This window comes from Paraburkholderia hospita (genome assembly GCF_002902965.1).
Lineage (GTDB): Bacteria > Pseudomonadota > Gammaproteobacteria > Burkholderiales > Burkholderiaceae > Paraburkholderia > Paraburkholderia hospita.
In genome coordinates this window covers 2,589,501-2,615,454 of the sequence record NZ_CP026106.1, presented here as the reverse complement: position 1 = coordinate 2,615,454, position 25,954 = coordinate 2,589,501, and the positions used below count along the sequence as shown (strand labels likewise).

21 protein-coding genes are annotated in these 25,954 nt (G+C 61.1%); 16 read left to right on the top strand and 5 right to left on the bottom strand.

From position 1 onward, the window contains the following. Nucleotides 1-922 precede the first annotated feature (922 nt). The 3 genes from C2L64_RS30220 to C2L64_RS30210 all read left to right on the top strand — a co-directional run bounded on the left by C2L64_RS30220 (nt 923) and on the right by C2L64_RS30210 (nt 4,461). Nucleotides 923-2,308: an MFS transporter gene (locus C2L64_RS30220; RefSeq protein WP_007581139.1), complete on the top strand. Its 1,386-nt coding sequence runs from the start codon at nt 923-925 to the stop codon at nt 2,306-2,308. Nucleotides 2,309-2,392: 84 nt separating this feature from the next. Continuing rightward, nucleotides 2,393-3,604 (top strand): cytochrome P450, encoded by a 1,212-nt coding sequence (locus C2L64_RS30215; protein WP_007581137.1) that lies wholly within the window; start codon nt 2,393-2,395, stop codon nt 3,602-3,604. 119 nt (nt 3,605-3,723) lie between these two features. Then, nucleotides 3,724-4,461, top strand: coding sequence for a glucose 1-dehydrogenase (locus C2L64_RS30210; RefSeq protein WP_238554592.1), 738 nt, complete (start codon nt 3,724-3,726; stop codon nt 4,459-4,461). 51 nt (nt 4,462-4,512) lie between these two features. On the opposite strand, the gene C2L64_RS30205 is transcribed toward C2L64_RS30210, so the two are convergent. The 5 genes from C2L64_RS30205 to C2L64_RS30185 form a co-directional block, all read right to left on the bottom strand. After that, a complete protein-coding gene (locus tag C2L64_RS30205; RefSeq protein WP_007581134.1) occupies nt 4,513-5,751 on the bottom strand; it encodes a multidrug effflux MFS transporter in 1,239 nt (412 codons plus the stop codon). Beyond that, the gene (locus C2L64_RS30200; RefSeq protein ID WP_007581133.1) at nt 5,748-7,226 is read right to left on the bottom strand and encodes an MmgE/PrpD family protein; all 1,479 of its coding nucleotides are present in this window, start codon (nt 7,224-7,226) and stop codon (nt 5,748-5,750) included. Before C2L64_RS30200 ends, C2L64_RS30205 begins: the two co-directional genes overlap by 4 nt. Before the next feature lie 119 nt (nt 7,227-7,345). Further along, nucleotides 7,346-8,275 carry an electron transfer flavoprotein subunit alpha/FixB family protein gene (locus C2L64_RS30195; protein WP_007581132.1) on the bottom strand — a complete coding sequence of 310 codons (930 nt, stop codon included), beginning with the start codon at nt 8,273-8,275 and terminating at the stop codon, nt 7,346-7,348. Next, complete coding sequence (locus C2L64_RS30190; protein WP_007581131.1) at nt 8,275-9,024, bottom strand: electron transfer flavoprotein subunit beta/FixA family protein; 750 nt, start codon at nt 9,022-9,024, stop codon at nt 8,275-8,277. The genes C2L64_RS30195 and C2L64_RS30190 overlap by 1 nt, the downstream gene beginning before the upstream one ends. Nucleotides 9,025-9,161: 137 nt before the next feature. Beyond that, nucleotides 9,162-10,817 carry an MFS transporter gene (locus C2L64_RS30185; protein ID WP_007581130.1) on the bottom strand — a complete coding sequence of 552 codons (1,656 nt, stop codon included), beginning with the start codon at nt 10,815-10,817 and terminating at the stop codon, nt 9,162-9,164. Between the two features lie 438 nt (nt 10,818-11,255). Here C2L64_RS30185 and C2L64_RS30180 point away from each other — a divergent pair, with 438 nt between their 5' ends. The 13 genes from C2L64_RS30180 (at nt 11,256) to C2L64_RS30120 (ending at nt 25,944) form a co-directional block, all read left to right on the top strand. Beyond that, nucleotides 11,256-12,935: an FAD-dependent oxidoreductase gene (locus tag C2L64_RS30180; RefSeq protein WP_007581129.1), complete on the top strand. Its 1,680-nt coding sequence runs from the start codon at nt 11,256-11,258 to the stop codon at nt 12,933-12,935. Next, nucleotides 12,932-13,837, top strand: a complete 906-nt coding sequence (locus C2L64_RS30175; RefSeq protein ID WP_007581128.1) for a fumarylacetoacetate hydrolase family protein — start codon at nt 12,932-12,934, stop codon at nt 13,835-13,837. Before C2L64_RS30180 ends, C2L64_RS30175 begins: the two co-directional genes overlap by 4 nt. Nucleotides 13,838-13,904: 67 nt before the next feature. Continuing rightward, nucleotides 13,905-14,843: a cupin domain-containing protein gene (locus tag C2L64_RS30170; protein WP_007581127.1), complete on the top strand. Its 939-nt coding sequence runs from the start codon at nt 13,905-13,907 to the stop codon at nt 14,841-14,843. Between the two features lie 24 nt (nt 14,844-14,867). Beyond that, nucleotides 14,868-16,010 carry an acyl-CoA dehydrogenase family protein gene (locus tag C2L64_RS30165; protein ID WP_007581126.1) on the top strand — a complete coding sequence of 381 codons (1,143 nt, stop codon included), beginning with the start codon at nt 14,868-14,870 and terminating at the stop codon, nt 16,008-16,010. Nucleotides 16,011-16,046: 36 nt separating this feature from the next. Beyond that, a complete protein-coding gene (locus tag C2L64_RS30160; RefSeq protein WP_007581124.1) occupies nt 16,047-17,546 on the top strand; it encodes an aldehyde dehydrogenase family protein in 1,500 nt (499 codons plus the stop codon). Nucleotides 17,547-17,606: 60 nt separating this feature from the next. Beyond that, nucleotides 17,607-18,473 carry an enoyl-CoA hydratase-related protein gene (locus C2L64_RS30155; protein WP_007581122.1) on the top strand — a complete coding sequence of 289 codons (867 nt, stop codon included), beginning with the start codon at nt 17,607-17,609 and terminating at the stop codon, nt 18,471-18,473. Beyond that, a complete protein-coding gene (locus tag C2L64_RS30150) occupies nt 18,470-19,633 on the top strand; it encodes a CaiB/BaiF CoA transferase family protein (RefSeq protein ID WP_007581120.1) in 1,164 nt (387 codons plus the stop codon). The genes C2L64_RS30155 and C2L64_RS30150 overlap by 4 nt, the downstream gene beginning before the upstream one ends. Nucleotides 19,634-19,639: 6 nt before the next feature. Further along, entirely contained in the window at nt 19,640-20,893 is a 1,254-nt protein-coding gene (locus C2L64_RS30145) for an NAD(P)/FAD-dependent oxidoreductase (protein WP_007581119.1), read from the top strand. A gap of 31 nt (nt 20,894-20,924) precedes the next feature. Beyond that, nucleotides 20,925-21,236 (top strand): 2Fe-2S iron-sulfur cluster-binding protein, encoded by a 312-nt coding sequence (locus C2L64_RS30140; RefSeq protein WP_007581118.1) that lies wholly within the window; start codon nt 20,925-20,927, stop codon nt 21,234-21,236. Between the two features lie 11 nt (nt 21,237-21,247). Next, nucleotides 21,248-22,120: an acyl-CoA thioesterase gene (locus tag C2L64_RS30135; RefSeq protein ID WP_007581117.1), complete on the top strand. Its 873-nt coding sequence runs from the start codon at nt 21,248-21,250 to the stop codon at nt 22,118-22,120. Between the two features lie 42 nt (nt 22,121-22,162). Beyond that, entirely contained in the window at nt 22,163-23,818 is a 1,656-nt protein-coding gene (locus C2L64_RS30130; RefSeq protein WP_007581116.1) for an AMP-binding protein, read from the top strand. A gap of 167 nt (nt 23,819-23,985) precedes the next feature. Further along, entirely contained in the window at nt 23,986-24,681 is a 696-nt protein-coding gene (locus C2L64_RS30125; RefSeq protein WP_007581115.1) for an SDR family NAD(P)-dependent oxidoreductase, read from the top strand. Nucleotides 24,682-24,732: 51 nt separating this feature from the next. Continuing rightward, on the top strand, nt 24,733-25,944 hold the full coding sequence (locus C2L64_RS30120) for a cytochrome P450 (protein ID WP_039900329.1): 1,212 nt from the start codon (nt 24,733-24,735) through the stop codon (nt 25,942-25,944). Nucleotides 25,945-25,954: the final 10 nt, after the last annotated feature.

The window sequence follows — 25,954 nt, the reverse complement described above, 5'->3', positions numbered from 1 at the left end:
TTGCCTAATATTATGGGATTTTCGCAACCGTCTGCGCCCTTACTGGACAAGGGCGCAGACTATCAGTGCCTAAAACTGCCGATAACGGTTTTTTTTGACTAAATTTTTTCACGTTTTTGTCTGACATTTATTATATCAGCGCCGAGTCAGCAATGAACGGCAAGTCAACAACGTTGCATGGGCTGGTTGAAAAGTGGCTGGCACCGGACCATGGGGCTCCCGCGCGTATCGTCAGATTGGCGCGTGACGAAGCGGGCCCTCACCGCTGCGTCCGGGTTGAGGTCTGCCGGCCGTCGCGTACGTTGTCGATGTTGTTCTTCCGTCACGGCGACGGGTCGTGGCAGGTGTTTCCGCCTCAGAGGGCACGTCCCTGCATGAATGCGTGGTGACGTCTCGTGGCTCCCGACATCGGAAGCGAAGAATTAAGGGCGCCGCACTGAGCGTCTCTCTCCAGAATGCCGCGATCACATACGAAGAAACTCATGTATCACCAGACATGAGTTGTGATTGCATAGCGCTTTCGTTCCTATATTTTTCGTCTGAGTGGATCAGAAAAACGTATTGGTAGCGGCAACCGTCGACGCATAAGCTACCGACAGACAAACCAATTCAGACAGATCGAACACGCAGGCGGTGTCGCAAGGCACTCGGCAACCTTCGTGCGCGTGAACTGCGCGTGACCTTCAAAGAGACAATTGGAGCACACGGACTTCGGAGCATGCTCCGTGGTCCGGGGGCTTCGTCGTCTCCACGATTTCGCATGTGATATCCGATGCATCGTCACGCGACGCATTTCGGTCTCTGTCTATACGTTTGCTGAACGCCGCCATAGAAGCGGCGATAAGGCAGTCGTGGGCTGGCAAGTTCTCAAGAACCGCAGATCAATTGACAGTGCCCGAATATTCTTATTGGTGAGGAGACGATGCAACATAATCCAGTCGCGCAGCATTCTGCACATTCCGGATCGCACACGGCCATTGAACGGAAGATATTTTTAAAGGTCACGCTTCGAATCATCCCAATTCTGATCCTCTGCTTCTTTATCAACTACATCGACCGCGCCAATCTTGGGGTTTTGTTCTCCCCCATTTCCAAAGAGCTTAACCTCAGTGCATCTGCGTTCGGGTTTGCAGCAGGCATCTTCTTCCTCGGCTATCTGGTCTTCGAAGTCCCGTCCAACATGGCAATTGTACGGTTCGGAGCGAGACTCTGGATCGCGCGAATCATGATCAGTTGGGGGATCGTCACATGCCTGCTCTCAGCGACGCATAGTGTGCCAATGCTCTATACGTTGCGCTTCCTGCTGGGTGTCGCCGAGGCGGGTTTCTTTCCGGGTGTGCTGTTCTATCTGACCTTCTGGTATCCGCGACATCTGCTTGGCCAGGCGTATCTGGCTCTCGAATTGAGTGTGCCCGTTTCGCTCGCGCTGGGCTCTGTCGTGACGGCAGGACTTCTTTTGATGGATGGTGTGGCAGGCATTGCCGGATGGCGCTGGGCATTCGCGCTGGAGGGGATACCCGCGGTGCTGATGGGCATCCTCGTGCTGTTTATTCTTCCCGACAACCCTAAACAGGCGAAATGGCTCACGCAGGAAGAGCGAGACTATCTGCTGTCGAAGACTTCGCCGGATCATGGAGATGGGAAAGCCGACCTGAAAGAACTCAAAGCCGTCGTGTTCGATTCCTTGACATGGCTTTATATTGGTCTTGAATTTTCCATCATCATCGGGTTCTGGGCGGTCACCTATTTCCTTCCGAAGATCATGCAGGAGCGATTTCACGTCAATCCTGTCGATGCTGGTCTGATTTCTTCTATTCCGTGGCTAGCGGCCGTATTCGGCATTGCGCTGGTAGTCTGGACGTCCCGCAAGACGGGGGACCGGAAATGGCATCTGCTGATCAGCCTGCTCCTGTCGGCTATCGGTCTGTGCATCACGGCAAAAGTCGATTCACCCGTCGTAGGCCTGGTCGGCCTTTGCATCAGTGCTGCGGGCGTGCAGGCGGCGGTGCCGTTGTTCTGGACCATCCCCGTGATGTCCTTCAGCGGTGCGCGCGCAGCCATCGCGATTGCCTTCATCAACTCGGTGGCGAGCACGGCGGGGCTGGTGGGACCCTGGATCCTCGGCATATCGCACGATCTGACCGGGACGAGTCGAACGGGACTTTATGTGATGTCCGCCTTCTTTCTCGTGTCCGCATTTCTTGCGTTTCACGTCAGCCAGTCACGTTCGAAAGCGGATGCGGGACGGGGGGCGCTCGACATTTCGACAGCAGGTACACCTCATCCCGGTGGCGTTCGGATTGAGTGACAGATACGCGACAGTGCAGCGCTGCTGCACTGTCAAACCTGGATCACCTTCGAAGAGGTAACTGTGCAAAAGGATTTAGACGTATTGGTTCAAGACGACACAGAACGCGAGTTTCCATTTCAACGGCGTGGTAACCCGCTCAACCCTCCACTCGAATACGCGCATCTGCGCGCCGAGCAGCCGCTCGCCAAGGTCACGTTATGGGATGGCTCGACCGCGTGGATTGCGACGCGGTGGGACGATGTTCGTGCCATCCTCGGAAGCCCGCATTTCAGCGTCGACCCTTTCCGTCCCGGCTATCCGTCGATCTCTCCGGCGCGCGCCGTGCAGGCGCGTTCGCGCCAGGCATTCATCAATATGGACGACCCCGATCATGCACGGTTTCGCCGCATGCTGACGAAGGACTTCATGCAAAAAAGGATGAGCGACCTGCGTCCAATGGTGCGGAAACTCGTCGATGAACTGATCGACGGGATGGTTGAGCACGGGCCGCCCGTCGACTTCGTCAAGCATTTTTCGCAGCCGCTTCCGTCCATGGTTATTTCCGCGCTGCTTGGCGTGCCGTACGAAGATCACGCGACGCTCGGCACATGGAGCAACACCCGAAACGATCACACTGCATCGCCTGAGGTGGTCCAGCAGGCTGTGCGTAGAATGGAAGCTCACCTCGGCCAGATCATCGCGCAAAAGGAAGCCGACCCTGGCGATGGCAGCGACATGCTGAGCCGCCTCGTCATCGAGCAGATTCTCCCCGGCAATGTGACGCGGGAAGAGGTGGTGCGGATTGCGTCGCTGTTGTATTCGGCGGGACACGGGACGACCAGCAGCCAGATCGGGCTCGGCACGCTGTCGCTATTGATGAACCCGGATCAGCGCGCTGAGCTTGAGGCTGATCCGTCGTTGCTGTCGAGTGCTGTCGAAGAGATGCTACGTTTTCATACCATCGCGCATTTCAACTCGGCTCGTGTGGCGACTGGGAACGTGATGATTGGCGGTCAGCAGATTCTCGCCGGAGAAGGGGTATATCCCCTGATCTTCGCTGCAAACCGCGATCCAGCCGTATTCCCGAATCCCGATAGCTTCGATATTCATCGTAACCCGCAGGAACATGTAGCCTTTGCTTATGGTATTCACCAATGCCTCGGGCAACCGCTTGCGCGGCTTGAATTGCATACAGTATTTGGCATGCTGTTCAAACGTCTGCCCGAATTGAAGCTTGCCGTCCCTGTCGAAGCGCTCACGTTCAACAGCACTTCGCAAGTCTATCGGCTGGAAACGTTGCCCGTTACGTGGTGAGTACTTTCGCACCGGCGTGCCGGAGCACTTCCTGAAGGCGTTTCTGTGGAGTGGCGTGCGTGACAACAACTTCAACAACGAATGACACGACGGTTGCGGCGCGCAGCACGCCGCGCTTCTTGAACAAGATCGCATTGATTACAGGCGGTGCGTCCGGAATCGGCAAGGCGACTGCGGAATTGCTGGCGAGCGAAGGCGCATGTGTCGTAATCGCCGATCGTTGTTGCGAAGAGGGCAACGCGCTTGCGACTCGCCTCAGCCGCGAGCGTCGGAAAGCGTTGTTCGTGGAAACCGATATCACTTCCCCGGCTTCCGTCGAATCAATGGTCGCGCGGACCATGAGTGAATACGGGCGGATCGACTGCGCGGTCAACAACGCCGGCGTGTCCGAAACGTCCATCGATCTGGTCGATGCTTCAAGTGAACAATGGGAGCGCCTGATATCGATCAATCTGCGTGGCGTCTGGCTATCGATGCAACACGAAATTAGCGCGATGCTGCCAGCCGGCCGTGGCGCGATCGTCAATGTCTCGTCGCGCACGGGACTGGTGGGCAAGCCGCGGCTTGCTATCTACACAGCCAGCAAGCACGGCGTGCTCGGACTGACCCGGTCGGCGGCCATCGACTACGCACCGTGTGGCATACGTATTAACGCGGTGTGCCCAGGCCTCGTGCAGACACCTTTTGTCGAAAGCAAATTCGGGGAACGTCTGCCTGAGCTGGCCAGAACGATGAATCCGTTGGGCCGCATAGGCGAACCCAAAGAAGTCGCCGAATGCATTGCATGGTTGTGTTCTGACGCGGCCAGCTTTGTTGTCGGCGTGTCGTTGCCGGTAGACGGCGGTGCAGTGGCTTGATCGCGGCGCCGGCCATCGCTACGGCGCCGGAGCTCGATCGGCAGTCTCGCTTCACTTCGCAGACAATGGACGCGGCGCAGACTTGAACGACAGCCACGCGATTGCGCTGGACAGAGCCAGGGTGGCGATCATCGATACGGCGGGATTATCCGGCCAGAAGCCGGCCGCAGCCGTGCAAAACGCGCCGTAGCCCATTTGCAAACTGCCGTAGAGTCCCGCCGCCGCACCCACCACCGACGCATCGACATCGAGCGCGCCGCTGATCGCGAAAGGGCTGGACAGGCCAGTCGCGTAGAACATGACGATCATCGGCGCCATGACAGTCACGACCGTCCATTCGTGCGCCGCATACGCAACCACAAGACTCGCGGCCGCTGCCGCCATGATGAGACTCGACGAGATCAGCGCGGTGCGCGCAGGCACTTTGCCCGCAATCCGTTTCGCCGTGGTCTGCCCGCATGCGAGTCCGACCACCAACACACCATATGCACAGCCAAACGCCGCTCCCGAGAGTCCGAAATGCGACTCGAGAATAAACGGGGAAGCGGAGAGGAACGCATAGATCCCCGTGCCCGCGCTTGCGCCGCCAAGAGTGTGCGAGACGAACGCAGGCGATCTGAGCAGGCGTGCATAGCCAGCCAGATAACGAGCCAACGTGTGATGACCCGAGACCGCGCGCGTTTCTGGAACCGTGAACCAGACGCACAGCAGGACGGTTGCGTTGACCGCGCTGAGTGCAAAGAAAATGGCTCTCCACCCAAGATGCTCGACCAGTAGCGCGCCGATCACGGGGGCGATGGCCGTTGCTGCCGCCATAGCGATGCTGAGCGAAGCAAGCCTGCGGATCAGCGTGATCGCACCGCTGACGTCGCGCGCAATGGCGCGGCCGAGCACGAGACCGGAACATCCACCGAACGCCTGGGCGACACGTGCAAATTCGAGCGCTTCGAGCGTCGGCGCAATGGCCGCGCCGAGACTGGCGAGTGTAAAAAGCACGAGGCCGGCCAGGAGCACGGGCCGTCGGCCGTATCGATCGGAAAGCGGGCCATACACCAGTTGTCCGATCGACAAACCGATCACATAGAGCGTGATGGTCGCGCCAATGGATGACGTCGAAGCGCCGAGATCATGCGCCGCCGATGGCAACGCAGGGATGAACACATGTAGCGGAAACGTGCCGCACAGCGTGATGCAGACCAGCATGAAGAAGGGGGGCGCCAGCAGGAGCGGCACAGCGGCGCGCGCCTCGATATCGGTTGCAGTAGCGTCCGCATGGCCGGTTTCGCTCACGCTTCGACTCCCTGCGCACGCATCGACCGGGATAGTGCGTCAAGGCTGGCAGTAAGACGCTCGACGGGCAATTCATCGAGTGACATGACCACGTCAGCGACGTCGCGCGCCGCGCGCCGAAGTTCGTCGCCGCCGTCGCCGTTGACATCGAGACCGACCATCACACCAAATTTCCGCGTGATCTGCTCGTCGGTGAATCGGGTCGCGCCCGTCCACGGATCGCCGATCGCGTTGTCGGCGGTCGCGCTGAAGATCGTCCCGCGGGCGTGAATGTCGACACCACCCGGCACGCCACGCCACTGGCCGCCCGTCATCCATTCGGCGATATTCGACGACGATGGTTCGGGCACAACGGTCACGCGTTCGCGGAACGCGGCGATGCGCGGATCATCCATCGTTGCGGCTGCGTACCAGCGCGGACCCGCTGGAATCCCGTGCGCCAGCGCGGCGAGCGCGTGCGCGTGGCTGAACTCGGCGCTCAGCAGATCGCGAGGATGCTGCTCACGAAAAATAGGCGTAAGGGCAAACGGATTGGCGCGGACCACTACACGCGTGATTTCATCTGGCCGCAGAGCATGTTGATCGAGCAATTGCGCAAACGCGGTCAACGGATGATGAATCCAGCGACAGCAGGGCCAAGGCTTGTATGTCGTGTTGAGAATCTGCCAGTCGGTGCCGAGCCCTGCCAGTAGTGCGTGGTCGTCATGGGTAGGTGACCCGTAGAACTTCCAGAACGCATTCTCGCCGTCGAGAATATGCTTGAAGCCCGTGCTACCCAATCGCGCCAGCAGTGCGGACGAAACACCGATCTCCGCGCACCAACCCGCGTCGGCGTACTTGTACATCGGCTGTTCGATAGATTCCGCCCACTTGCGCAACGTGGGTTGAGGCGAATTACTGCCGCCAATGCCGAATGCGTGATTGGCCTGCCGACCGTCCAGACGCGCAATATGCGTCGACGCACCAATCGCGGCCCACGTAATGGTCGCCGCCGGGCCGCCCAGTTCATTCCAGCCGATCACCTTGCCGTTTTCGATCTGCATCGGCGCGCCCATCCAACTGCCGATCCGCGCGCCGACGTCGAAGCCCACAGCGATTGCGCCGAGCAGGTCGCGGCCGCTACGCTTATCCAGTTCCGCCAACGCCAGTGCTGAGAACACGGTCGCGTTGCCGAAGTGCGTCGAAGTGGGAAAGGTGTCGTCGGCATCGAGCACATTGGCGAGGCGCGCGTTTGCGTAGGCGGCAGCCCTAGCCGAACTGCGCCGGTCTGATCCCACGACGGTCGCGTGGGGCGTTCCGCCGAGCATGCTCACGTATTCCAGCGCGATCTTGCCGCTTGTCGTTTCGATTGCACCGAGCGCACAGCCTATTGTATCGAGCAGCAGGCGTTTGGCTTCGTGCACGACAGGTTGAGGCAGGTCTTCGAAACGCGTTTGAACGGCGAAATCTGCGAGTGTTTGCGTCAGTGTGGTCATGTCGGCAACTCCTGAAGGAGGCAGTGGTGCAAGCGGTTAAAGCGGTCGGCATGCGTTGCAATGGATGCCAGCCTCGCCCCGCACACGACGAGGCGAGGTTCTCGTTCAAGACCTTGAAGTCAAAGCGCAGCCTGCAGTTGCGGCAGCGCCTCAAACAGATCGCCGACGAGACCATAGTCCGCAATCTGGAAGATCGGCGCGTCCGCATCCTTGTTGATGGCGACGATCACCCTTGAGTCTTTCATTCCGGCCAGATGCTGAATCGCACCGGAAATGCCGACAGCGACGTACAACTGTGGCGCGACGATCTTCCCCGTCTGTCCGACCTGCAGATCGTTCGGCGCGAAGCCGGCATCAACGGCCGCGCGCGATGCGCCCACGGCTGCGCCGAGCCTGTCGGCCAACGGGTAGAGCAGAGAGAACTGTTCGGCGCTTTGCATGCCGCGGCCACCGCTCACGACGATCGCAGCGGCATTCAGATCGGGGCGATCCGAGTTCGCCAACTTTTCGTCGACGAAAGCCGATGTGCCAGCATCCATCGCGAACTCGACGGATACGATGTCCGCGTTGCCAGCCGTTGCATCCACTGGCTCGAATGCTGTTGCACGCACGGTCGCGCACTTGACCGGTGCGGATGACTGCACGATCGCGAGCGCATTGCCCGCATAGATGGGACGCTTGAACGTGTCGCCGGAAAGAATAGCGACGACGTCTGAAACGGGATCTGTATCGAGCAGCGCCGCGATACGCGGCAACACGTTTTTGCCCTGTGAGTTTGCAGCGCAGAGAATGTGGCTGAAGCTCGCCGCTAGCGATACGACGAGCGGGGCAACATTCTCCGGCAATTGATGCAGATACGCTGCATGGTCGGCGACGAGCACCGTCTTGACGTGCGCGATGCGGGCGGCATGCTGCGCGACGTCCTGCACCTGATGCCCCGCCACCAGCATCGTGATGTCGCCGCCAATTGCATGAGCAGCCGCGACCGTGTTCAATGTCGCCGCGCCGAGCGCGCCTTTCGCATGTTCTGCGATTACGAGAATGGCCATCAGATCACCTTTGCTTCGGTCTTCAACCTGTCGACCAGTTGCGCGACGGATTCCACCTTGACGCCCGCGCTGCGCTCCGCCGGAGGTTCGACACGCAGTGTTCTGAGCGTCGTGTCGATGGGCGTTCCAAGCGTGCTCGCCGCCAGCGTTTCGAATGGCTTCTTCTTCGCCTTCATGATATTGGGCAGCGTCGTGTAACGCGGCTCGTTGAGTCGCAGGTCGGCCGTCACAACGGCGGGCAACTTCAGCGAGACCGTTTGCAGGCCGCCGTCTACTTCCCGTGTAACCGTCACGCGCTGCGCCGTGACGTCGATGGCCGAAGCGAATGTGCCTTGCGGCCAGCCCATCAAGGCGGCGAGCATCTGGCCCGTCTGATTGTTGTCGCTGTCGATAGCCTGCTTGCCGAGCAGCACGAGTTGCGGTTGCTCGCGCTCGACAACCGCCTTCAGGAGTTTGGCGACGGCCAGCGCACCGGGTTTTTCTGCCGTTTCGACCAGAATCGCTCTGTCTGCGCCAATCGCCAGCGCTGTGCGTAATTGCTCGTGCGCGGCAGCGGGTCCGATGGAGATGGCCACGACTTCCGTCGCGATACCTTTTTCCTTCAGACGCACGGCCTCTTCGACGGCGATTTCGCAGAAGGGGTTGATCGACATTTTCACGTTGTCGAGTTCGACGCCGCTGCAGTCCGTTTTGACGCGCACCTTCACGTTGTGATCGACGACGCGTTTGACTGTAACCAATACCTTCATGCTGACGACCTCATTGCCTGAGTCCTTATCCGTGAGAGACAGAAACAAAGTTGAACACTTACCGTCGATGAATTCCAATCGCTTAATCCTGTCGAACGATCGAGAAAAAGTATCGGGTCGGGTGCGAGACGAAACGGTCAGTGTGTGAGTTGCGGTCCGCCCATTTCCACGAGCTCGGCTTCGCTCGTTTCGGCGTTGAAGCGTTCGAGCTCAGCGTGAGCAGCGGCTTCTCCGTGCAACAGCGAACGGCTGGCAAACAGCAGTGCACCGATGGATATGGGCAGCACGCCGATGGCGCAAAGAATTGCAAGCCGAAGGTCACCGGAAGCGTCGCTGACGAGTCCGACGAAATACGGACCGAGGCCAAGACCGAAAATGTTGGGTCCCAGCGAAAACGCGGCGAAGGCCGTGCCGCGCAGGCGCGGAATGACGAGGTCTTGTGTGGTCGCCTGAAGCGGACCAAACCACATCGGCACAAAGAACGTCGCGACGGCATATGCGCAATAGAACAGCGTGACGCTATGCGTGAGGTATTGCAGCACGCTCGCCGCGCTGAAGGCCGACGCGGTCACGCAGACGAAATATAGACGGCCAAAGGGGTGCTTGCGCTTGGCCCAGTCGCACAGATAACCACTTGCAGTGATTCCCGCGCCGCCCGCGATGATCGCGATCATGCCCAGATGCAGGCCCGCTTGCGCGGTAAGCCCGAGATTGCGGCTTGCGTAGACGAATACGAAGGCGTTGACGGCATTCATCGCAAACGCGAGAAATGCACCGGCGACAGTGACGGCCGCAAAGGTCCGTGATCCCGTGATGAGACGATGCGCGTAGGCGTCGCCGAGCCGCGTGGCTTGGTACCAGTTAGAGCAGACGTATAACGCGACGGCAATCGCAATCCACTGTACGAGGTTGCTGGTGACATCGAAGCCGCCGACCGTTGCGATCACGGCCTTGTGACCCGCGGAGAGCAGCTGATTGGTGCCCCATGTCGCCACGACCACCAACGCAACGGAACACAGCAGGTAGACGAAGTTACGCAGATATTCCCGGCGCGGCGCGCCGAGGGCCTGCAGACGCAGCCAGCTCCACGGCGGGACCATCGAGCCGAGATCGCGCAGTGCATGAGCGAACGGACGCGGGTCTTTCCTGGCTGGCACGGCGTCGAGCCGGCCACGCACCGGCTCGCGAATCGTCAGCAGCACGATCAGCGCGAACAGCATGCCCGGTACGCCGACGCCAATGAACGACGCCTGCCATCCCGTGAGACCGAGCGGCGCGGTGCCGTGCGCATAGGTGTGTTCCCAGGCCGATACGATCGAGCCACCTATCGCGAGCGATGCGCCGGCACCGACATACACGCCCACCGAATAGAGTGCGAGCACCGTACCGCGCCGTGCGCGTTCGAAGTAGTCGCCGAGCAGCGAAACGGCGGCAGGCGTAGCACTCGCTTCGCCGATGCCGACACCGATGCGTGCGGTGCCGAGTTGCACGAAGTTACGCGACAGGCCGGAGAGGGCGGTCATCAGCGACCAGAATGAAAGACCGAGCGCGAGTGTGCGCACGCGGCTCCAGCCGTCAGCGAGACGGGCGAGGGGAATACCGAACACGCAGTAGAAGAGCGCGAAAGACGTGCCATACAGTAACCCGAGCTGCGCGTCGGATATACCCATGTCCCTCTTCAGATAGGGCGCGAGGATAGTCACGATCTGGCGATCAATGTAGCCGAATGCATAGATCAGCGTCAGGATGAACAGTACATACCAGCGATACCAGGGGCGTTCATGCGTCGTCATGGCGAGCCTTTGGAGAAGAGGCGCCGTCGGGAAGTGTCCACGGCGCACCGGCGAATCGACGGCCACGCGTCCGGACTTGCCGGCAGGCCGAGCTGCTGAAACATGTCGCGCGATGCGACTAATCGAAACGGCTGGCTGGCATGGGACTGTGTCTCCTGATCTTGTCTTTTATCGGGCGCCGGACTGTGTCGACCGGACGACTGTTTCACAGGATAGCCATGCACATTGGCTCGCCACCAATACGTTTTTCCGATCCAGTGAGAGGAAGAACCTTGTCTGCATGTCAGAGGGAAATCCTCTGAATTCCTTCACAAACAGTATTGGTCGAGGCCCGGGAGTGCTTGCTAGAGTGGCTTCACATCGAGGTGCCGCTGTCGGGAAGCGAAGCGGTGCGACGTAAGTTCATACGACACGTAGAGCATGATGGAGCATTCAGCTATGGCGCAAATAGACGCGATCGGGCGCACCCCGGTCGTCATTGTCGGAGCGGGGCCGATTGGTCTTTCCCTTGCGGGCGATCTCGGCTGGCGGGGTATTCCCTGTGTGCTGATCGAACGGAGCGACGGAACCGTCTTCCAGCCGAAGATGGACATGGTCGGCATCCGCACCATGGAGTATTGCCGTCGTTGGGGAATCGTCGACGATGTCGAGAACGCGGGCTATAACCGCGACTATCCGCAGGACTACGCGTGGGTTTCGCAGCTTGCGGGCGGCTATGAATTCGGCCGCGAGCCGTTTCCGAGCGTGCGCGACGAAGCGCGGCCGGAGCAAAGTCCGCAAAAACGCGAACGCTGTCCGCAAAACTTCTTCGATCCCGTATTGACGCGCTTCGCCAGGAAGACAGGCAACGTTCAGGTTCGTTATTGCACTGAGTACGTGTCGCACGAAGAGCGCGATGACGGCGTCACCGTGACCGTGCGCGATCTCGCATCGGGAGCGGAAGAGACCATTGAATGCCAGTACGTCGTGGGCTGCGACGGCGGCGCGAGCCGCGTGAAGGAAAATCTGGGCATCCGCATGACGGGTACTCCTGCGCTGACCTACACGACGAACGCGATCATCGAGTGCAAAGGGCTCGAAGCGCTGCACGACAAAAAGCCGGGCTATCGCTACATCTTTATCGGGTCGGAAGGCACCTGGAGCACGGTGGTCGCGATCAACGGATGTGACTGGTGGCGCTTTTCTATCGTCGGCGATGGGACCATGCGCACGCTGTCCGAAGACGACGTGGCAGCCGCATTCCGCCGCGCGGTGGGCCGCGACGATTTCGAGTTCAGGATCATCTCGGTGATGCCGTGGATTCGCCGTCAACTCGTCGCCGACAACTATGGGACGGCACGCGTGAAGATCGCCGGCGACGCTGCGCACATCACCTCGCCGACGGGTGGCTTCGGCATGAACATGGGCATTCAGGATGCCGTGGATCTCGGCTGGAAGCTGCAGGCGATGGTCCAGGGTTGGGGTGGGGAACATCTGCTCGACACGTACGAACTCGAGCGCCGTCCAGTGGCGATCCGAAACGTCAACGAGGCGACCAGCAACCTGAAGTTGATGCTCACGCCGCGGGAAAACCTGAGTGCCGCTGTGTTCGAACCCGGCGAAGCAGGCGACGAGGCTCGCCGTATTTTCGGCGATGCCTACACGAAGATGATGAAGCGCGAGTGGTACACGATCGGCATTCATCTGGGCTTCCGCTACGAGGGTTCGTCGATCGTGTTACCCGACGGGACGCCCGAACCGGAGGACACCGTCAGCACTTATGTGCAGACTTCGCGTCCCGGTCATCGCGCCCCGCACGTGTGGCTGGAACCCGGCCGCTCTACGCTTGATCTGTTCGGTCAGGCCTTCGTACTGCTTCGCTTTGACCGGTCGCTTACCGTCGACACGCTGCGTGACGCCGCGCACCAGGCGGGCGTCCCGTTCAACGTGGTCGATATCGACAATGAGCCGGCGCGCGCGGCATACGAACGCGCACTTGTGCTCGTGCGGCCCGATGGACACGTGGCGTGGCGCGCCGACACGGCGCCCGAAGACCCTCAGGCGCTGATCGACGTGATTCGCGGCATGTACCCCGTGAGGCCCGAGATGGTCGTGTCCGAAGAGGTGGCCACGCGATGAAACTCGTTACGTTCGACAAAGGCCGCATCGGCATCGTCGATGGCGAGCGCGTCATCGATGTCAGCGATCTGGCGGGCGCGGTGCCCGGAACGTGGCCGCCCGTCGGCATGGTGCGCCTGATTGCGGAGTGGGCGGAACGCGGCTCTACGTTGCTCGACGCGTTGGCGAATCGCGAAGGCAGGCCACTCGGCGAAGTGCGGCTCGAAACGCCTGTGCAATGGCCCAACAAGGTTATCGCGTTCCCCGCGAACTATCACGCGCACATCGACGAAATGAAGCACGGCAACGGCAGCAGCGTGATCTCGACGTACAAGGCGAGCGGTCAGGGCTTCTTCCTGAAGGCCAATTCGAGCCTGAGCGGTCCCGCCGACGACATCGTGTTGCCGCCTCTCGCTGGCCGTCAGATTCATCACGAATGCGAGTTGGGCATCATCGTTGGCAAGCGCGGACGCGGTGTGACGCGCGCTGAAAGCCGCGACTACGTGTTCGGCTTCACGTGTCTGCTCGACATGGTGGTGCGCGGCAAGGAAGAGCGTGTGATGCGCAAGTCGTTCGATACGTTCTGCCCGACGGGACCGTGGATCACGACCGCCGACGAAATCGCCGACTTCGGCAACATCGAAATGCGTCTGCTGGTCAACGGCGAGGAGCGGCAATCCGCGTCGACACGCAATTTGATCGTCGACATTCCCGAAATGATCGCGATGTCTTCGGCCGTGATGACGCTTGAACCTGGCGACATCATTGCGAGCGGCACGCCGGCGGGTGTCGGTCCCGTCGGGGACGGCGACGTGCTGGAGATCGTGATCGAAGGTGTCGGCTCGATGAAGCTGCGCGTGCGTCAAGGCGAGCTTGGCGATCACCCGGTATGGGACGAGGCGAAAGCCGGCCTTGCGGTGTGATGCGAACGCGCTTGCCGCCACGCGTTTCAATGTCGTCCGTGCTGGACGAAACGAATAGAGGACAGTGATGTCACAAACCGTCACGCAGGCGCCCACTGCGCCAGAAGGTTTCTTCGAGGACCTGCATGCGCGCGCATTGTCGCCGGGCTGGGCCAAGAAAGCGCCGCAGATGTGGCCAACGCCGCGTCCGCGTTTCGTACCGGCCGTGTGGCGTTATGCCGATGCGCGCGCCGCGCTGGATGCCGCCTGCGCGTTCGTCTCGCCCGAGCAGGCAGAGCGCCGCAACCTGATCATGGTCGATCCGATTGCCGACAACATCTATCCGACCTGCCGCAATCTGGTGGCCGCCTATCAGCTCGTGCTGCCGGGCGAGACAGCGCGTTCTCATCGTCATTCGCCCAACGCGCTGCGGCTCATCCTCGACGCGGGAGAGCGCACCTTCACGATCGTCAATGGCGTGCGCATCGATGTGGCGCCCGGCGACGTAGTGCTCACGCCTTCGTGGCATTGGCACGGCCACAGCAACTTCGGCGACGAACCCGCTTTCTGGATCGATTTTCTCGACGTGCCGTTCGTACAGAACCTCGAGTGCATGTTTTTCGAGGATCACCCGCAACGCAACGAGCCTGTGACGGGACACGAGCCGGATTCGCCGATGCGCCACAAGCGCGCCGACCTGGAGCGCGGCGCGCTGGAACAGGGAACGTTCGAGCTCGACACCGGCTGCCTGAAGACCATCGGCGTGCAGTCGATCGGACTGACGCAGGGCGCGCGGCACGAACAGCGTCCGCGCATCGACAACAGCATTTACACCGTCTTGAGCGGCAATGTGCGCATGACAGTCGAACAATTCGGCACTGTCGAACTGACGCGTGGAGACGTCATCGTCATTCCTTGCTGGCACGCATTCAGCATCGAAAGCCTGTCCGAACAGTCGCAGCTGATTCGCGTGAGCGACGAGCCGGCGATGCGCGCACTCGGCTTTCGCGACGTGACCATGCTCTGACGTGATGCATACGAGGAGAACGATGTGAAGTTTAGCGAAGAACAGGAGATGCTGCGGGAAATGGTCCGCAGGGTCGCCGATGAACAGGTGCGACCTCTCGTCGCCACGATGGAAGAGACGCGCGAGTTTCCGCACACCCTGGTCGAGGTGTTCGGCGATCTTGGTCTCCTGCAGATGTGGGTGCCGGAAGAGTACGGCGGCCCGGGCGGCGACCTGACGTCCGTGTGTATCGCAAAGGAAGAAATCGGCAAGGTGTCGCTCGCTGCGTCGACGCTGTGCGCAAACAACTCGATTGGACTCATCTTGCCTCTGTTGCATTTCGGCACTGATGCGCAGAAGGCGCGCTATTTGCCCGAAGCCGCGAAAGGCCGGACCATTTCTGCCGTTGCGATCACGGAACCCGAGGCGGGCTCGGACGTCTCCGCGATCCGCACGACGGCGCGCCGTGACGGCGGCTCGTACGTGATCGAAGGGCAGAAGAGCTGGATCACGTGGGCCGCGCAAGCGCACTACATGCTCGTGTTCGCGCGCACGTCGGAAGGGCGCGGGCACGACGGCATCAGCGTGTTCCTCGTCGACACGAAAACGCCTGGTCTCAAGGTCGGCCGCAAGGAAGTGAAGATGGGACGGCATGGCTCGCCTAGCTATCAGGTGTTCTTCGAGAGCATGCGCGTGGACGCCGATTGTCTGCTGGGCGAGGAGGGCAACGGCTTCAAGGCCTGCATGAAGATTCTCGACCTGAACCGGCCTTCCGTCGCGGCGTCGTCGCTTGGACTGGCGCAGGCGGCACTCGATGAATCAGTGCGCTACGCGAAGGACCGCCGTCAGTTCGGCAAGCGGATCGGCGATTTTCAGGCTATCCAGTTCAAGCTTGCCGATATGGCGATGAAAATCGAGGCCGCCCGCACGCTGCTCTACACGAGCACACAGGAAATCGACGCGGGTGACGTTAGCCGGCTCACGCTGCTTTCGTCGATGGCGAAGTGCTACGTCACCGACGTCGCGATGGAAGCAGCGCTCGAAGCTGTCCAGGTGCATGGCTCATACGGTTACTCGACCGAGTATCCCGTCGAGCGCTTCATGCGCGACGCGAAGCTGAACCAGATTCTCGAAGGCACTAACGAAATCCACCGGCTGATCATTGCCCGGCAGTTGCTCGGCAAATGATGCGATACCCCTACATTGACGATCAAGGACACTGACATGACGACGAGTATTCATCCGGCGCTGGGTGAAGCGGCACGGGCCTTTCTTTCCCGCGAACATCAGCTGTTGATCGATGGCCGTATGGTCGCGTCGGATAGCGGCAAGCGCACCGACGTCGTCGATCCCGCGACGGGTGAAGTGATCGCCACGGTTGCCGAGGCGAGCGCGACCGACGTCGATCGTGCAGTCGAGGCGGCGCGTCGCGCGCTGGAGGGTTCGTGGCGAAAGGTCACGCCGTCCGGGCGCACGCGGATGATGCTGCGCTTTGCCGACCTGATCGAAGCCAACGGCGACGAACTCGCGCAACTGGAATGCATCAACAGCGGCAAGCCCTTGCCGTTCTGCCGTAACGGCGACGTGGCCGGGATCGTCGAGATGCTGCGCTACATGGCGGGCTGGACGACGAAGATGGGCGGTGAGACACCGAACGTCTCGCTCGCGGGCGAATGGCATGCTTATACGCTTCGTGAACCGGTGGGCGTTGTAGGGCAGATCATCCCCTGGAATTTTCCGCTCAACATGGCGATGTGGAAGATTGCGCCTGCGCTCGCAGCAGGTTGTGTCGTCGTGCTCAAGCCGTCGGAGCAGACGCCGTTGACGGCGTTGCGGCTCGGCGAACTCGCGCTGGAAGCGGGCATTCCGCCGGGCGTGCTGAACATTGTGACAGGCTTTGGCAATCCCGTCGGTTCGGCTATTGCTGCGCATCCGGATGTCGACAAGGTGGCGTTCACTGGCTCCGGCGAAACGGGGCGGCGCATCCTGCAGGCAGCGAGCGGCAACCTCAAACGCGTGTCGCTGGAACTCGGCGGCAAGTCGCCTGTGATCGTGTTTCCCGATGCGAATCTCGAAGCCGCCGCCGCAGGTGTGTGTTCATCGATCTTCTTTCATGCGGGGCAGATCTGCGCGGCGGGGTCGCGGCTCTATGTCCACGAGCGCGCATTCGAGCCGATGCTGGAACTGATCGCAAAGCGCGCCAACAGCATGAAGATGGGTCACGGTCTCGACGTTGGAACGGAGATGGGCCCGGTGATCTCACGACGCCAGCTGGACCGCGTCGCGGGTTACATCCATAGCGGGCAGGAAGAGGGCGCGACGCTCTACACGGGCGGCGGGTCGTCGGGCGAACGTGGCTTCTTTGTGCAACCGACCGTACTGACGGGCGTAAAACCCGGCATGAAGGTGCACGACGAAGAAATCTTCGGACCGGTGCTCTGCGCGATGTCATTCGACGATGACGATCTGGACGGGATCGCTTCTACCGCAAACGCATCCACCTACGGTCTCGCGGCCAGCATCTGGACCAAAGACATCGGGCGCGCGCACAAGATGGCGCGCCGCATGCAGGCGGGCATTGTCAACGTCAACGCGCTGTCGTCGCCCGACGCGAGCTTGCCTTATGGCGGCTATAAACAGTCAGGCTGGGGCCGCGAGCGCGGCTTCGAGGCGATCGAGCTTTACACCGAAGTCAAAGCGGTGGCGATCAACCTGAACAACTGACCAACCCGCAGGGTTGCGAACAGACATGCGCCCACTCGCACGGGTGCGGAGGAGAAACGTATGACAGGCAGCATCGATTACGTCGCAAAGGACGGCCGGGCCTACATCACGATCAATCGCCCGGAAAAGAAGAACGCGATGACGGGCGCCATGCTCGATCAGCTGATGGATGGTTATGACCGCGCCGAAGCCGACGACGACGTCCGCGTTGTCGTGTTACGCAGCGCGGGAGATGACTTCAGCACGGGGCACGATCTCGCCGAAGTCGGCACCGAGTACGGGGAGACCACCTACGACGACAAAGGCCGTCCACGCAAACCGAGTCAACGCGCGCGGCTGCTGCACGACAAGCGCTATATCGAACGCTTCGAGCGCATCTTCCGTTTTCTGAAGCCTACCTTGACGCTTGTGAAGGGTTATTGCCTCGGCGCCGGCCTGTATCTCGCGGAAGGCTCGGACCTCGTGATTGCGGCCGATACGGCGAAGATGGGTCACCCGGAACAGAAGCTCGGGCTCTCCGGCGCGGCCTATTTTGCGGCGTGGGAAATCATGGCGCTGGGGCCGCGCAAGGCGCGCGAACTGCTGCTGATGGCCGACGTGTGGGATGCGCAGACCTGTCTGGCCAACGGTCTGATCAACAAGGTCGTGCCGCTGGCGTCGCTCGACGATGAAGGCGAGGAATGGGCCGAACGCATCGTGCGTCTGCCGCGTGATGGCATCGTGGTCGGCAAGGCGGCGACCAATCTCGCGATGGATTCGCTCGGCATCGCCAGCCAGTTCTCATACGGTCACGTGCTGCACGCACTTGCCACGAACGTGCGCTACGAGTCCGATGAATACAACTTCATGAAGCAGCGCCGCGACAAGGGCGTGCGTGCGTCGAATCACGAGCGCGAAGCGTTCTACACGGCAAAGGAAAAGGCATGAAAGCGGCGCTGCAGGGCCTGAAAGTGCTTGACTTCACACAGATGATGACGGGGCCGTTCGCAACGATGATGCTCGGCGACAGCGGCGCCGACGTGATCAAGGTCGAACAACCCGAGGGTGATCCGTTTCGACACTCCGGCGAGACCACGCTCAACGGCGATGGTGCGTTCTTCCTGGGCGTGAATCGCAACAAGCGTGGGATCGTGCTCGATCTGAAGACGGAGGCGGGACAGGCCGCTGCGCGCGCACTGGCTGCCGAAGCCGATGTGTTGGTCGAGAATTTCCGGCCGGGTTTTACCGACCGTGTCGGCATTGGATATGAAGCACTGCGGGAGATCAATCCACGGCTCGTGTATTGCTCGATTTCGGGCTTCGGCCGCACGGGACCGGACAAGAACCGTCCCGCACTCGACATGATCATTCAGGCGATCTCCGGGGTGATGCAGGTCACGGGCACGGAAGAATCCGGTCCGCTGAAGACAGGCTTTCCGTTTTCCGATCTCGTGACGGCCCTGCTGGCCGCGATCGGCATCCTCACCGCATTGCAGGCAAGGGAACGCACGGGCGAAGGCCAACGTGTCGATCTGTCGATGCTCGACGCCAGCATTTTCAGTCAGGTGCCGCGCGACGTGTATTTCGACCTGACATCGAAGACGCCGTTGCGCATGGGCAACCAGCACTGGGACATCGTGCCGAACAACACTTACGCGACCTCCGATGGCCGCGAAATCATGATCATCACGATCAACGACAAGTTCTGGCATGTGCTGTGCGATGCGCTCGATGCCCCCCAACTGAAGACCGACGCGCGTTTCGCCACGAAGGCCGCGCGGCTCGCGAACCGGGATCTCGTCAACGAAACACTGGCGGCGATTTTCGCAACCCGCGATCTCGACACGTGGGAACGGGCGCTGTCGGCTTCTGGCGCGATCTACGGCGCGGTGCGCACCTGGCCCGAAGTGTTCAACGATCCGCACGTCGTGGACAACCTGTTGAAGACCTTGCCGCATCCCAAAGGCGGTCACTTCAAGATCATCAACAATCCGCTGAACTTCTCGGGCACGCCGACGCAGATACACCGTTCGCCGCCCATGCTCGGCGAACACAACGACGAAGTGCTCGGGCAGCGCGGCGGCGCCTGGCCTGCCATGGGCGCGTGAGACGTCATGACGGACAGCAAGGAGGGCATCGTGGAGCAGACCTGCATCATCATCGGCGCGAGCCATGCAGCGGCGCAACTGGCGCCGAGTCTGCGGCAGGAGGGCTGGGAAGGGCGCATCGTTGTGATCGGCGACGAGCCGCACTTGCCCTATCACCGTCCGCCGCTGTCGAAAGCGTATCTGCTCGGTGAAAAGAACAGCAACGACCTGCTGATCCGCACGGCGGACGCCTATAGCCGGTTCAACATCGAGTTTCGCCTCGGCGAGCGTGTCGCGTCCATCGATCGTGACCGCAAATGCGTGACATTGCAGGATGGTTCGGCGCTTCCGTACCACAAGCTCGCACTGTGTACAGGCACGCGCGTGCGTACGGTCGCGTTGGCTGGCGGGCAATTGCCCGGTGTCCACTATTTGCGCGGCATCGCGGACATCGATCGCATCCGTCAGCACGTCAGACCCGGTGAACACGCGGCGATTGTCGGCGGCGGCTATATCGGGCTCGAGACGGCCGCCGTGCTCAAACGTCTTGGGATGCGCGTGACGGTGCTCGAGATGGCGCCGCGCGTGCTTGCGCGAGTTACCGCACCAGAAGTGTCAGGTTTTTTCGAACGTGTGCATCGCGAAGAGGGCGTCGATATCCGCACAAGTGTCACGGTCGAGCGATTCGAGGGCGACGGTTGTGTCGAACGCATCGTGCTGCGCGACGGAGTAGTGTTGCCGGCCAGTCTGGTGGTGGTCGGCGTGGGCGTGCTGCCGAACGTCGAGCTTGCGGAGCAGGCCGGTCTCACTGTCGACAACGGCATCGTGGTCGATGCATGCGCGAGGACGACGGATGTGGACATCGTCGCAGCGGGCGATTGCACGATGCACCCGTCGCCCTACTACGGCCGCATCCGTCTCGAATCGGTGCCCAATGCGATGGAGCAGGCGAAGGCCGCAGCCGCCGCGCTGTGCGGCAAAGACAAGCCGTATCACGCGTTGCCCTGGTTCTGGTCCGACCAATACGACATCAAGCTGCAGATCGCCGGCCTCAATGTGGGCTACGACCAGGTCATCGTGCGCGGTCAGCGCGACACGGGTCGCAGTTTCACCGCGTTCTATCTGAAGGGCGGCAAGCTCGTGGCGGCGGATTGCATCAACCGCGCGCAGGAATTCATGCTCAGCAAGCGTTTGATCGCCGAAGGCATTGCGGTCGATGCAATGCAGTTGTCCGACGAGAAGTTTTCGTTGAAGTCGCTGTTCGACACGGCGCAGCAGTAGTCCGATTGTTTCAGCCAGAGAGAGGTGCGCAATGCCAGTCGTCAAATATATGCAAGTGAGCGGCGAAATCACGGAAGTCGATGTGCCGCTTGGCAGCTCCGTCATGCAGGGTGCTGTCGACAACATGATTGCGGGCATCGTCGCCGAATGCGGCGGCGCGTGCAGTTGCGCGACCTGCGAAGTCTACGTCGACGACGCATGGATGAGTGCCGTCGGAGGGGCGTGCGATATCGAGCGGGAGATGCTGGAAGGTCTCGGCGAGCCGCGCAGCAACAGCCGCCTGAGTTGCCAGATCGAGATCACGCCGGAGCTGGACGGTCTCGTCGTAGCGATTCCCGGCTGACGGGAGGGTGCATGGCGCTCACTGTGAGCGAACTGCTGTCGCTGCTGCGGGTGCGCGAGGAACGCCGTCATGTGTTTGCGGGATGGTCGCCCGTTGATGGCGTGCGCCGCATTTACGGCGGACAGTTGCTCGCCCAGTCGATCATGGCGATGGGGCAGACGGTGCGCGAGCCGCATCGTCTGCACTCGATGCAAGGCTATTTCGTGCATCCTGGCGACGTGGCGAAGAAGATCCGCTTCGACGTGCATCCGGTGCGGGAAGGCCGCAACTTCAGCACCCGCCATGTTTTCGTCACACAGGACGGGCAGGCGGTGTTCATTGGCGGGGCCTCGTTTCAGACGCCCGAAGGCGACCACGAGCGTTTGCCGCCGATGCCGGTCGTGCCTCCGCCTGAGCAGATGCAGGCGGAAGCGGATTTCTTCGCGCGTGAAGCGCACCTGCTGGAGAGACGGCGCTCGCATGTGTCGTTGATCATGCAGCTTTTCGAGCGGCGCAGCGAGATGTGGCGACCGTGGCTCGATCCCGGCGTGAGGCCGCCCGTCAATGGGCTGTGGTGCAGGCTGCGCGAACCATGTGGTGACGATCCGCTGTTGTGCCATGCCGTCCTCGCCTATGCGAGCGACCTGGATTTGATGACCACGGCGATGCGTCCGCGCGGCTATGGCCAGATGGACCGTCGCGCGCGCTCCGCGAGTCTCGATCATGCCATGTGGTTCCACGCGCCCGTCAGACCCGACCGCTGGTTTTACTACGACATGACGGGGGCATGTGCGATGAACAATCGCGGGCTGGGTGCGGGCGCGTTGTATCAGGACGGACGGCTGGTTGGCACGGCGATGCAGGAAGGGTTGATGCGGGTCGGTGAGGATGAAAGTCTTGCGTGACGGCGTCGCGCAACCTATGGATTAGCCGGGGCGAGCGAGACGATGGGGCAGTGGGACGACAAGTTCGAACGGGCCGAACGCAGATGGGCCGAATGGACGATGCACGAGTACGCGCAGACGGATCGCGTGATCGGGCGCATTCTCGAAGACAAGGCACGGCGTCATCCGCAACACGAGGTGTTCCGCTTTCGTGATCGAACCATCAGCTTTGAAGAGTTGAACGCGTTATCGAATCGCGCTGCGAACGGATTTCGCGCGCTTGGCATCGGGGCTGACGACAAGGTTGCGCTGATGTTGTCGAACCGGGTCGAGTTTCTGTTCGCGTGGTTCGGTCTGAACAGGATCGGCGCGGTGTGCGTGCCTATCAACGTCGCGTTGAAAGGTGATGGCCTTGCGTATCAGATCGACCACGCCGATTGCATTGCGCTGGTCGCCGAGCCTGCCTATGCGGAGCCGCTTGGCGCCATAGCGGACCGGCTGCCGAAGCTGCGGCACGCAATCGTGGTTGATGGACGGACGTCGCCGCCTCTTGCCGGTTGGCCTGGACGCGAGGCGTTGCATTTCGATGAACTGATGTCGCGCGCGGAAACATCGCCGGGTGTGTCGGTCGACTTCCGGCAGTTGTCCACGATCTCGTACACATCGGGGACGACGGGGCGCTCGAAGGGCGTGCTGATCAGCCATCACTACTGGTACGAAATCTGGGCGCAGGCGGTGAAGTACGCGCGCTATACGGACGAAGACGTGTTGTACACCGGCTTGCCGTTCTTCCACACCAGCGCCCACGGCACGACAGGACCTGCGTTGCTGGCCGGTGCCCAGGCCGTGTTCGTCGAACGCTTTTCCGCGAGCCGCATGCTCGACGATTGCCGGCGCTGGAACTGCACGTCGGCGAAATTCATCGGCGGCATGCTGTCGATCCTGATGAAGCAGACACCCTCACCACGCGATGCCGACAATCCACTACGCCTGATGGTCGGGGCGGCTGCTCCGCCGCATGTGTGGCATGCATTCGAACAGCGCTTCAGTACGCGTCTGCTCGAACTCTACGGCATGACCGAGTGCAGCAGCTGTCTGGTCAATCCGTACGAGGACCGTCGTGCGGGCGCATGCGGAAAGGCGATCACGGGCTACGACGTGAGGCTCGTCGACGATCTCGATAACGAAGTCAGCTGCGGTCAGACGGGCGAACTGGTCGTTCGACCGCAACGTCCATATCTGGGCACGACAGGCTACTACAAGGATCCCGACGCGACGCTCGACCTCTTCCGCAATCTGTGGATTCACACGGGCGACCTCGCGAAGCAGGACGACGACGGCTATTTCCACTACGTCGACAGAAAGAAACAGGCGTTGCGCCGGCGCGGTGAAAACATTTCGTCGTTCGAAGTAGAGGCTGTGATCAACGCGCATCCGGCCGTGCTCGAATCGTGCGTGGTGGGCGTGCCGTCGGAACTCGGCGAAGACGACGTCAAGGCCGTGATCGTGCTCAGGAGCGGCGGGCAACTGACAGAAGTCGAACTGATCCGCTGGTGCGAGCCGCGTCTCGCCTACTTCGCAATTCCGCGTTACGTTGTTTTTCGCGCCTGCTTGCCGAAGACGCCGAGCGAACGCGTCGAGAAGTATCGGTTGCGCACTGAAGGGGTTACGGCCGATTGCTGGGACAGGGAACGGGCGGGCATCGTCATTAGCCGCTAACCCGTGTCATACCGGCTCTGCAACGATAGGAATTCGGTCTCACGATCTCGCAAAACAGTATTGGACCCGCATCGTCTGTCGGGCGAATCTTGAGCCTGACGCCGCTCGACAGAGAGCGTGCAAGAAGCGGATGCAGTTCCAGACCATATCGTGAGAAGAGGCGACACATGACCACCAAAGTTGCAGTTGTCACAGGCGCTAACGGCCTGACGGGACAAGCTATTTGCAAGAACCTGAGTGAGCGCGGCTATAAGGTCGTCGGGCTCGACGTGGCCGAGTCGGGCAAGGGTGATTACGCCTACCGCAAGTGCGACGTAACGGACTATGAGCAGATCCAGACAGCCATCGAGGCAATCGACGCGGAACACGGCACGATTCGCGTGCTCGTCAACAACGCGGGCGTCTGGCACGGCAAGACGTTCTTCGACATCTCGCCGTCCGACTACGACTTCACCTACGGCGTCAACGCGCGTGCGCCGTTCTTTCTCAGTCAGGAAGTGGCGAAACGCCTCGTGAAGGCGGGCGGCGGCGGCGTGATCGTGAACCTCGCGTCTATCGTGGCCACGGCAGGCAGCGGCGTGACGGACTACGGCGGCTCGAAGGCGGCCGTCATCAATCTGACGAAGAGCCTCGCCAAGCCGCTCGGGCCGCACGGCATTCGCGTCGCAGCGGTCTCGCCGGGCACGATCAACACGGCGATGGGCGAAAAGGTGCCGAAGGAAATCCGCGACAGGCTCATCGCAAGCTCAGGCTTGCAACGCGCAGCGGAACCCGAAGAAATCGCCTCGGCGATCGGCTTTCTCGTCAGCGACGATGCGCGCTACGTGACGGGCGCGACGCTCGACGTCAACGGTGGTCTGTGATCGGCTTTCCGACATGAATTCAACTATTCAATCGATGTGACGGGAGGCACGATGTCTGGATGTCCTTTCAGCAAACCGGCATTCCCGATGCAGCGGCAATGTCCGTTTCTCCCGCCTGGGGAATACCGCGATTTCCAGCAGCAGCCCGGACCCGTCAAGGTGCAGATGTGGGATGGCAAGGATGCATGGCTCTTCACGCGTTATGACGATGTGCGCGCCGTGCTGGGCGACAACCGCTTCAGCGGCGATCCGCACGTGAGCGGATTTCCGAGCCTTTCGGCTGCCCGCAATGCCGTGCTGGACCTGGAACCAGCGTTCATTCGCATGGATCCACCGCAGCATGGCCAATTTCGCCGCATGCTGACCAAAGAGTTCATGATCAAGCGCGTGAGCGACATGCGTCCGCGCATCGAGTCGATCTTCAGTCGCCTCGTCGATGAATTGCTCGAAAAGGGACCGCCTGCGAATCTGGTCGAAGACCTCTTCTTGCCGCTGACGTCGGAAGTCATCGCGGGCCTGCTCGACGTGCCCGCCTGCGATCACGGCTTCTTCCAGGAACAAAGCCGCCTCAAGGTGCTCCTCGATGTGGATCCGTCGATCCCAAAGGCGGCGTCGGATCGCATCCTGTCCTATCTCGACCGTCTGATTACCGAGCGTGCGAAGGACGCAGAGCATCGCACCGACCTGCTGAGCCGGCTGATCGTCGAACAGGTGCGGCCGGGGCATTTGACGCACCGCGAGCTGGTCATCATGGCCGAATTGCTGTTGATGGCCGGTCATGAAACGACGGCGAACCAGATGGCGCTCGGCGTGTTCAGCTTCCTGACCAATCCGGACCAGTTGCAGCTGTTGCGCGAGAACCCGACGTTGCTGCGCAGCGCGGTCGAGGAAATGCTGCGCTTTCATACGATCGTTCACTACAACGCGTTTCGCGTCGCAACGGAAGACGTTGAAGTGGCGGGTCAGATGATCAGAAAAGGCGAGGGCGTGATCGCGCTGATTTCCGGCGCGAATCACGACGCCACAGCGTTCGATCAGCCGGAACGGTTCGACATTACGCGCAAGGCCGATCATCACGTCGCATTCAGCTACGGCATTCACCAGTGCCTGGGCCAGCCGCTGGCGCGCGTCGAGTTGCAGGTCGTGTTCGCATCGCTGTTCGAACGCATGCCGGGCTTGCAGTTCGCCGTGCCGCTCGAAGACATCAAAGGCAAGGGTGACCATTTCGTGCAGGGTCTCGAAGCCTTGCCCGTCACCTGGTAATTCAACAAGG

Excerpts from the sequence above, each read along its gene's own strand:
- C2L64_RS30155 (WP_007581122.1), top strand. The coding sequence starts at position 17,607 with ATGACAGGCAGCATCGATTACGTCGCAAAGGACGGCCGGGCCTACATC.
- C2L64_RS30200 (WP_007581133.1), bottom strand. The coding sequence starts at position 7,226 with ATGACCACACTGACGCAAACACTCGCAGATTTCGCCGTTCAAACGCGT.
- C2L64_RS30220 (WP_007581139.1), top strand. The coding sequence starts at position 923 with ATGCAACATAATCCAGTCGCGCAGCATTCTGCACATTCCGGATCGCAC.
- C2L64_RS30180 (WP_007581129.1), top strand. The coding sequence starts at position 11,256 with ATGGCGCAAATAGACGCGATCGGGCGCACCCCGGTCGTCATTGTCGGA.
- C2L64_RS30140 (WP_007581118.1), top strand. The coding sequence starts at position 20,925 with ATGCCAGTCGTCAAATATATGCAAGTGAGCGGCGAAATCACGGAAGTC.
- C2L64_RS30135 (WP_007581117.1), top strand. The coding sequence starts at position 21,248 with ATGGCGCTCACTGTGAGCGAACTGCTGTCGCTGCTGCGGGTGCGCGAG.
- C2L64_RS30175 (WP_007581128.1), top strand. The coding sequence starts at position 12,932 with ATGAAACTCGTTACGTTCGACAAAGGCCGCATCGGCATCGTCGATGGC.
- C2L64_RS30160 (WP_007581124.1), top strand. The coding sequence starts at position 16,047 with ATGACGACGAGTATTCATCCGGCGCTGGGTGAAGCGGCACGGGCCTTT.
- C2L64_RS30125 (WP_007581115.1), top strand. The coding sequence starts at position 23,986 with ATGACCACCAAAGTTGCAGTTGTCACAGGCGCTAACGGCCTGACGGGA.
- C2L64_RS30170 (WP_007581127.1), top strand. The coding sequence starts at position 13,905 with ATGTCACAAACCGTCACGCAGGCGCCCACTGCGCCAGAAGGTTTCTTC.
- C2L64_RS30190 (WP_007581131.1), bottom strand. The coding sequence starts at position 9,024 with ATGAAGGTATTGGTTACAGTCAAACGCGTCGTCGATCACAACGTGAAG.
- C2L64_RS30120 (WP_039900329.1), top strand. The coding sequence starts at position 24,733 with ATGTCTGGATGTCCTTTCAGCAAACCGGCATTCCCGATGCAGCGGCAA.
- C2L64_RS30150 (WP_007581120.1), top strand. The coding sequence starts at position 18,470 with ATGAAAGCGGCGCTGCAGGGCCTGAAAGTGCTTGACTTCACACAGATG.
- C2L64_RS30185 (WP_007581130.1), bottom strand. The coding sequence starts at position 10,817 with ATGACGACGCATGAACGCCCCTGGTATCGCTGGTATGTACTGTTCATC.
- C2L64_RS30195 (WP_007581132.1), bottom strand. The coding sequence starts at position 8,275 with ATGGCCATTCTCGTAATCGCAGAACATGCGAAAGGCGCGCTCGGCGCG.
- C2L64_RS30145 (WP_007581119.1), top strand. The coding sequence starts at position 19,640 with ATGACGGACAGCAAGGAGGGCATCGTGGAGCAGACCTGCATCATCATC.
- C2L64_RS30130 (WP_007581116.1), top strand. The coding sequence starts at position 22,163 with ATGGGGCAGTGGGACGACAAGTTCGAACGGGCCGAACGCAGATGGGCC.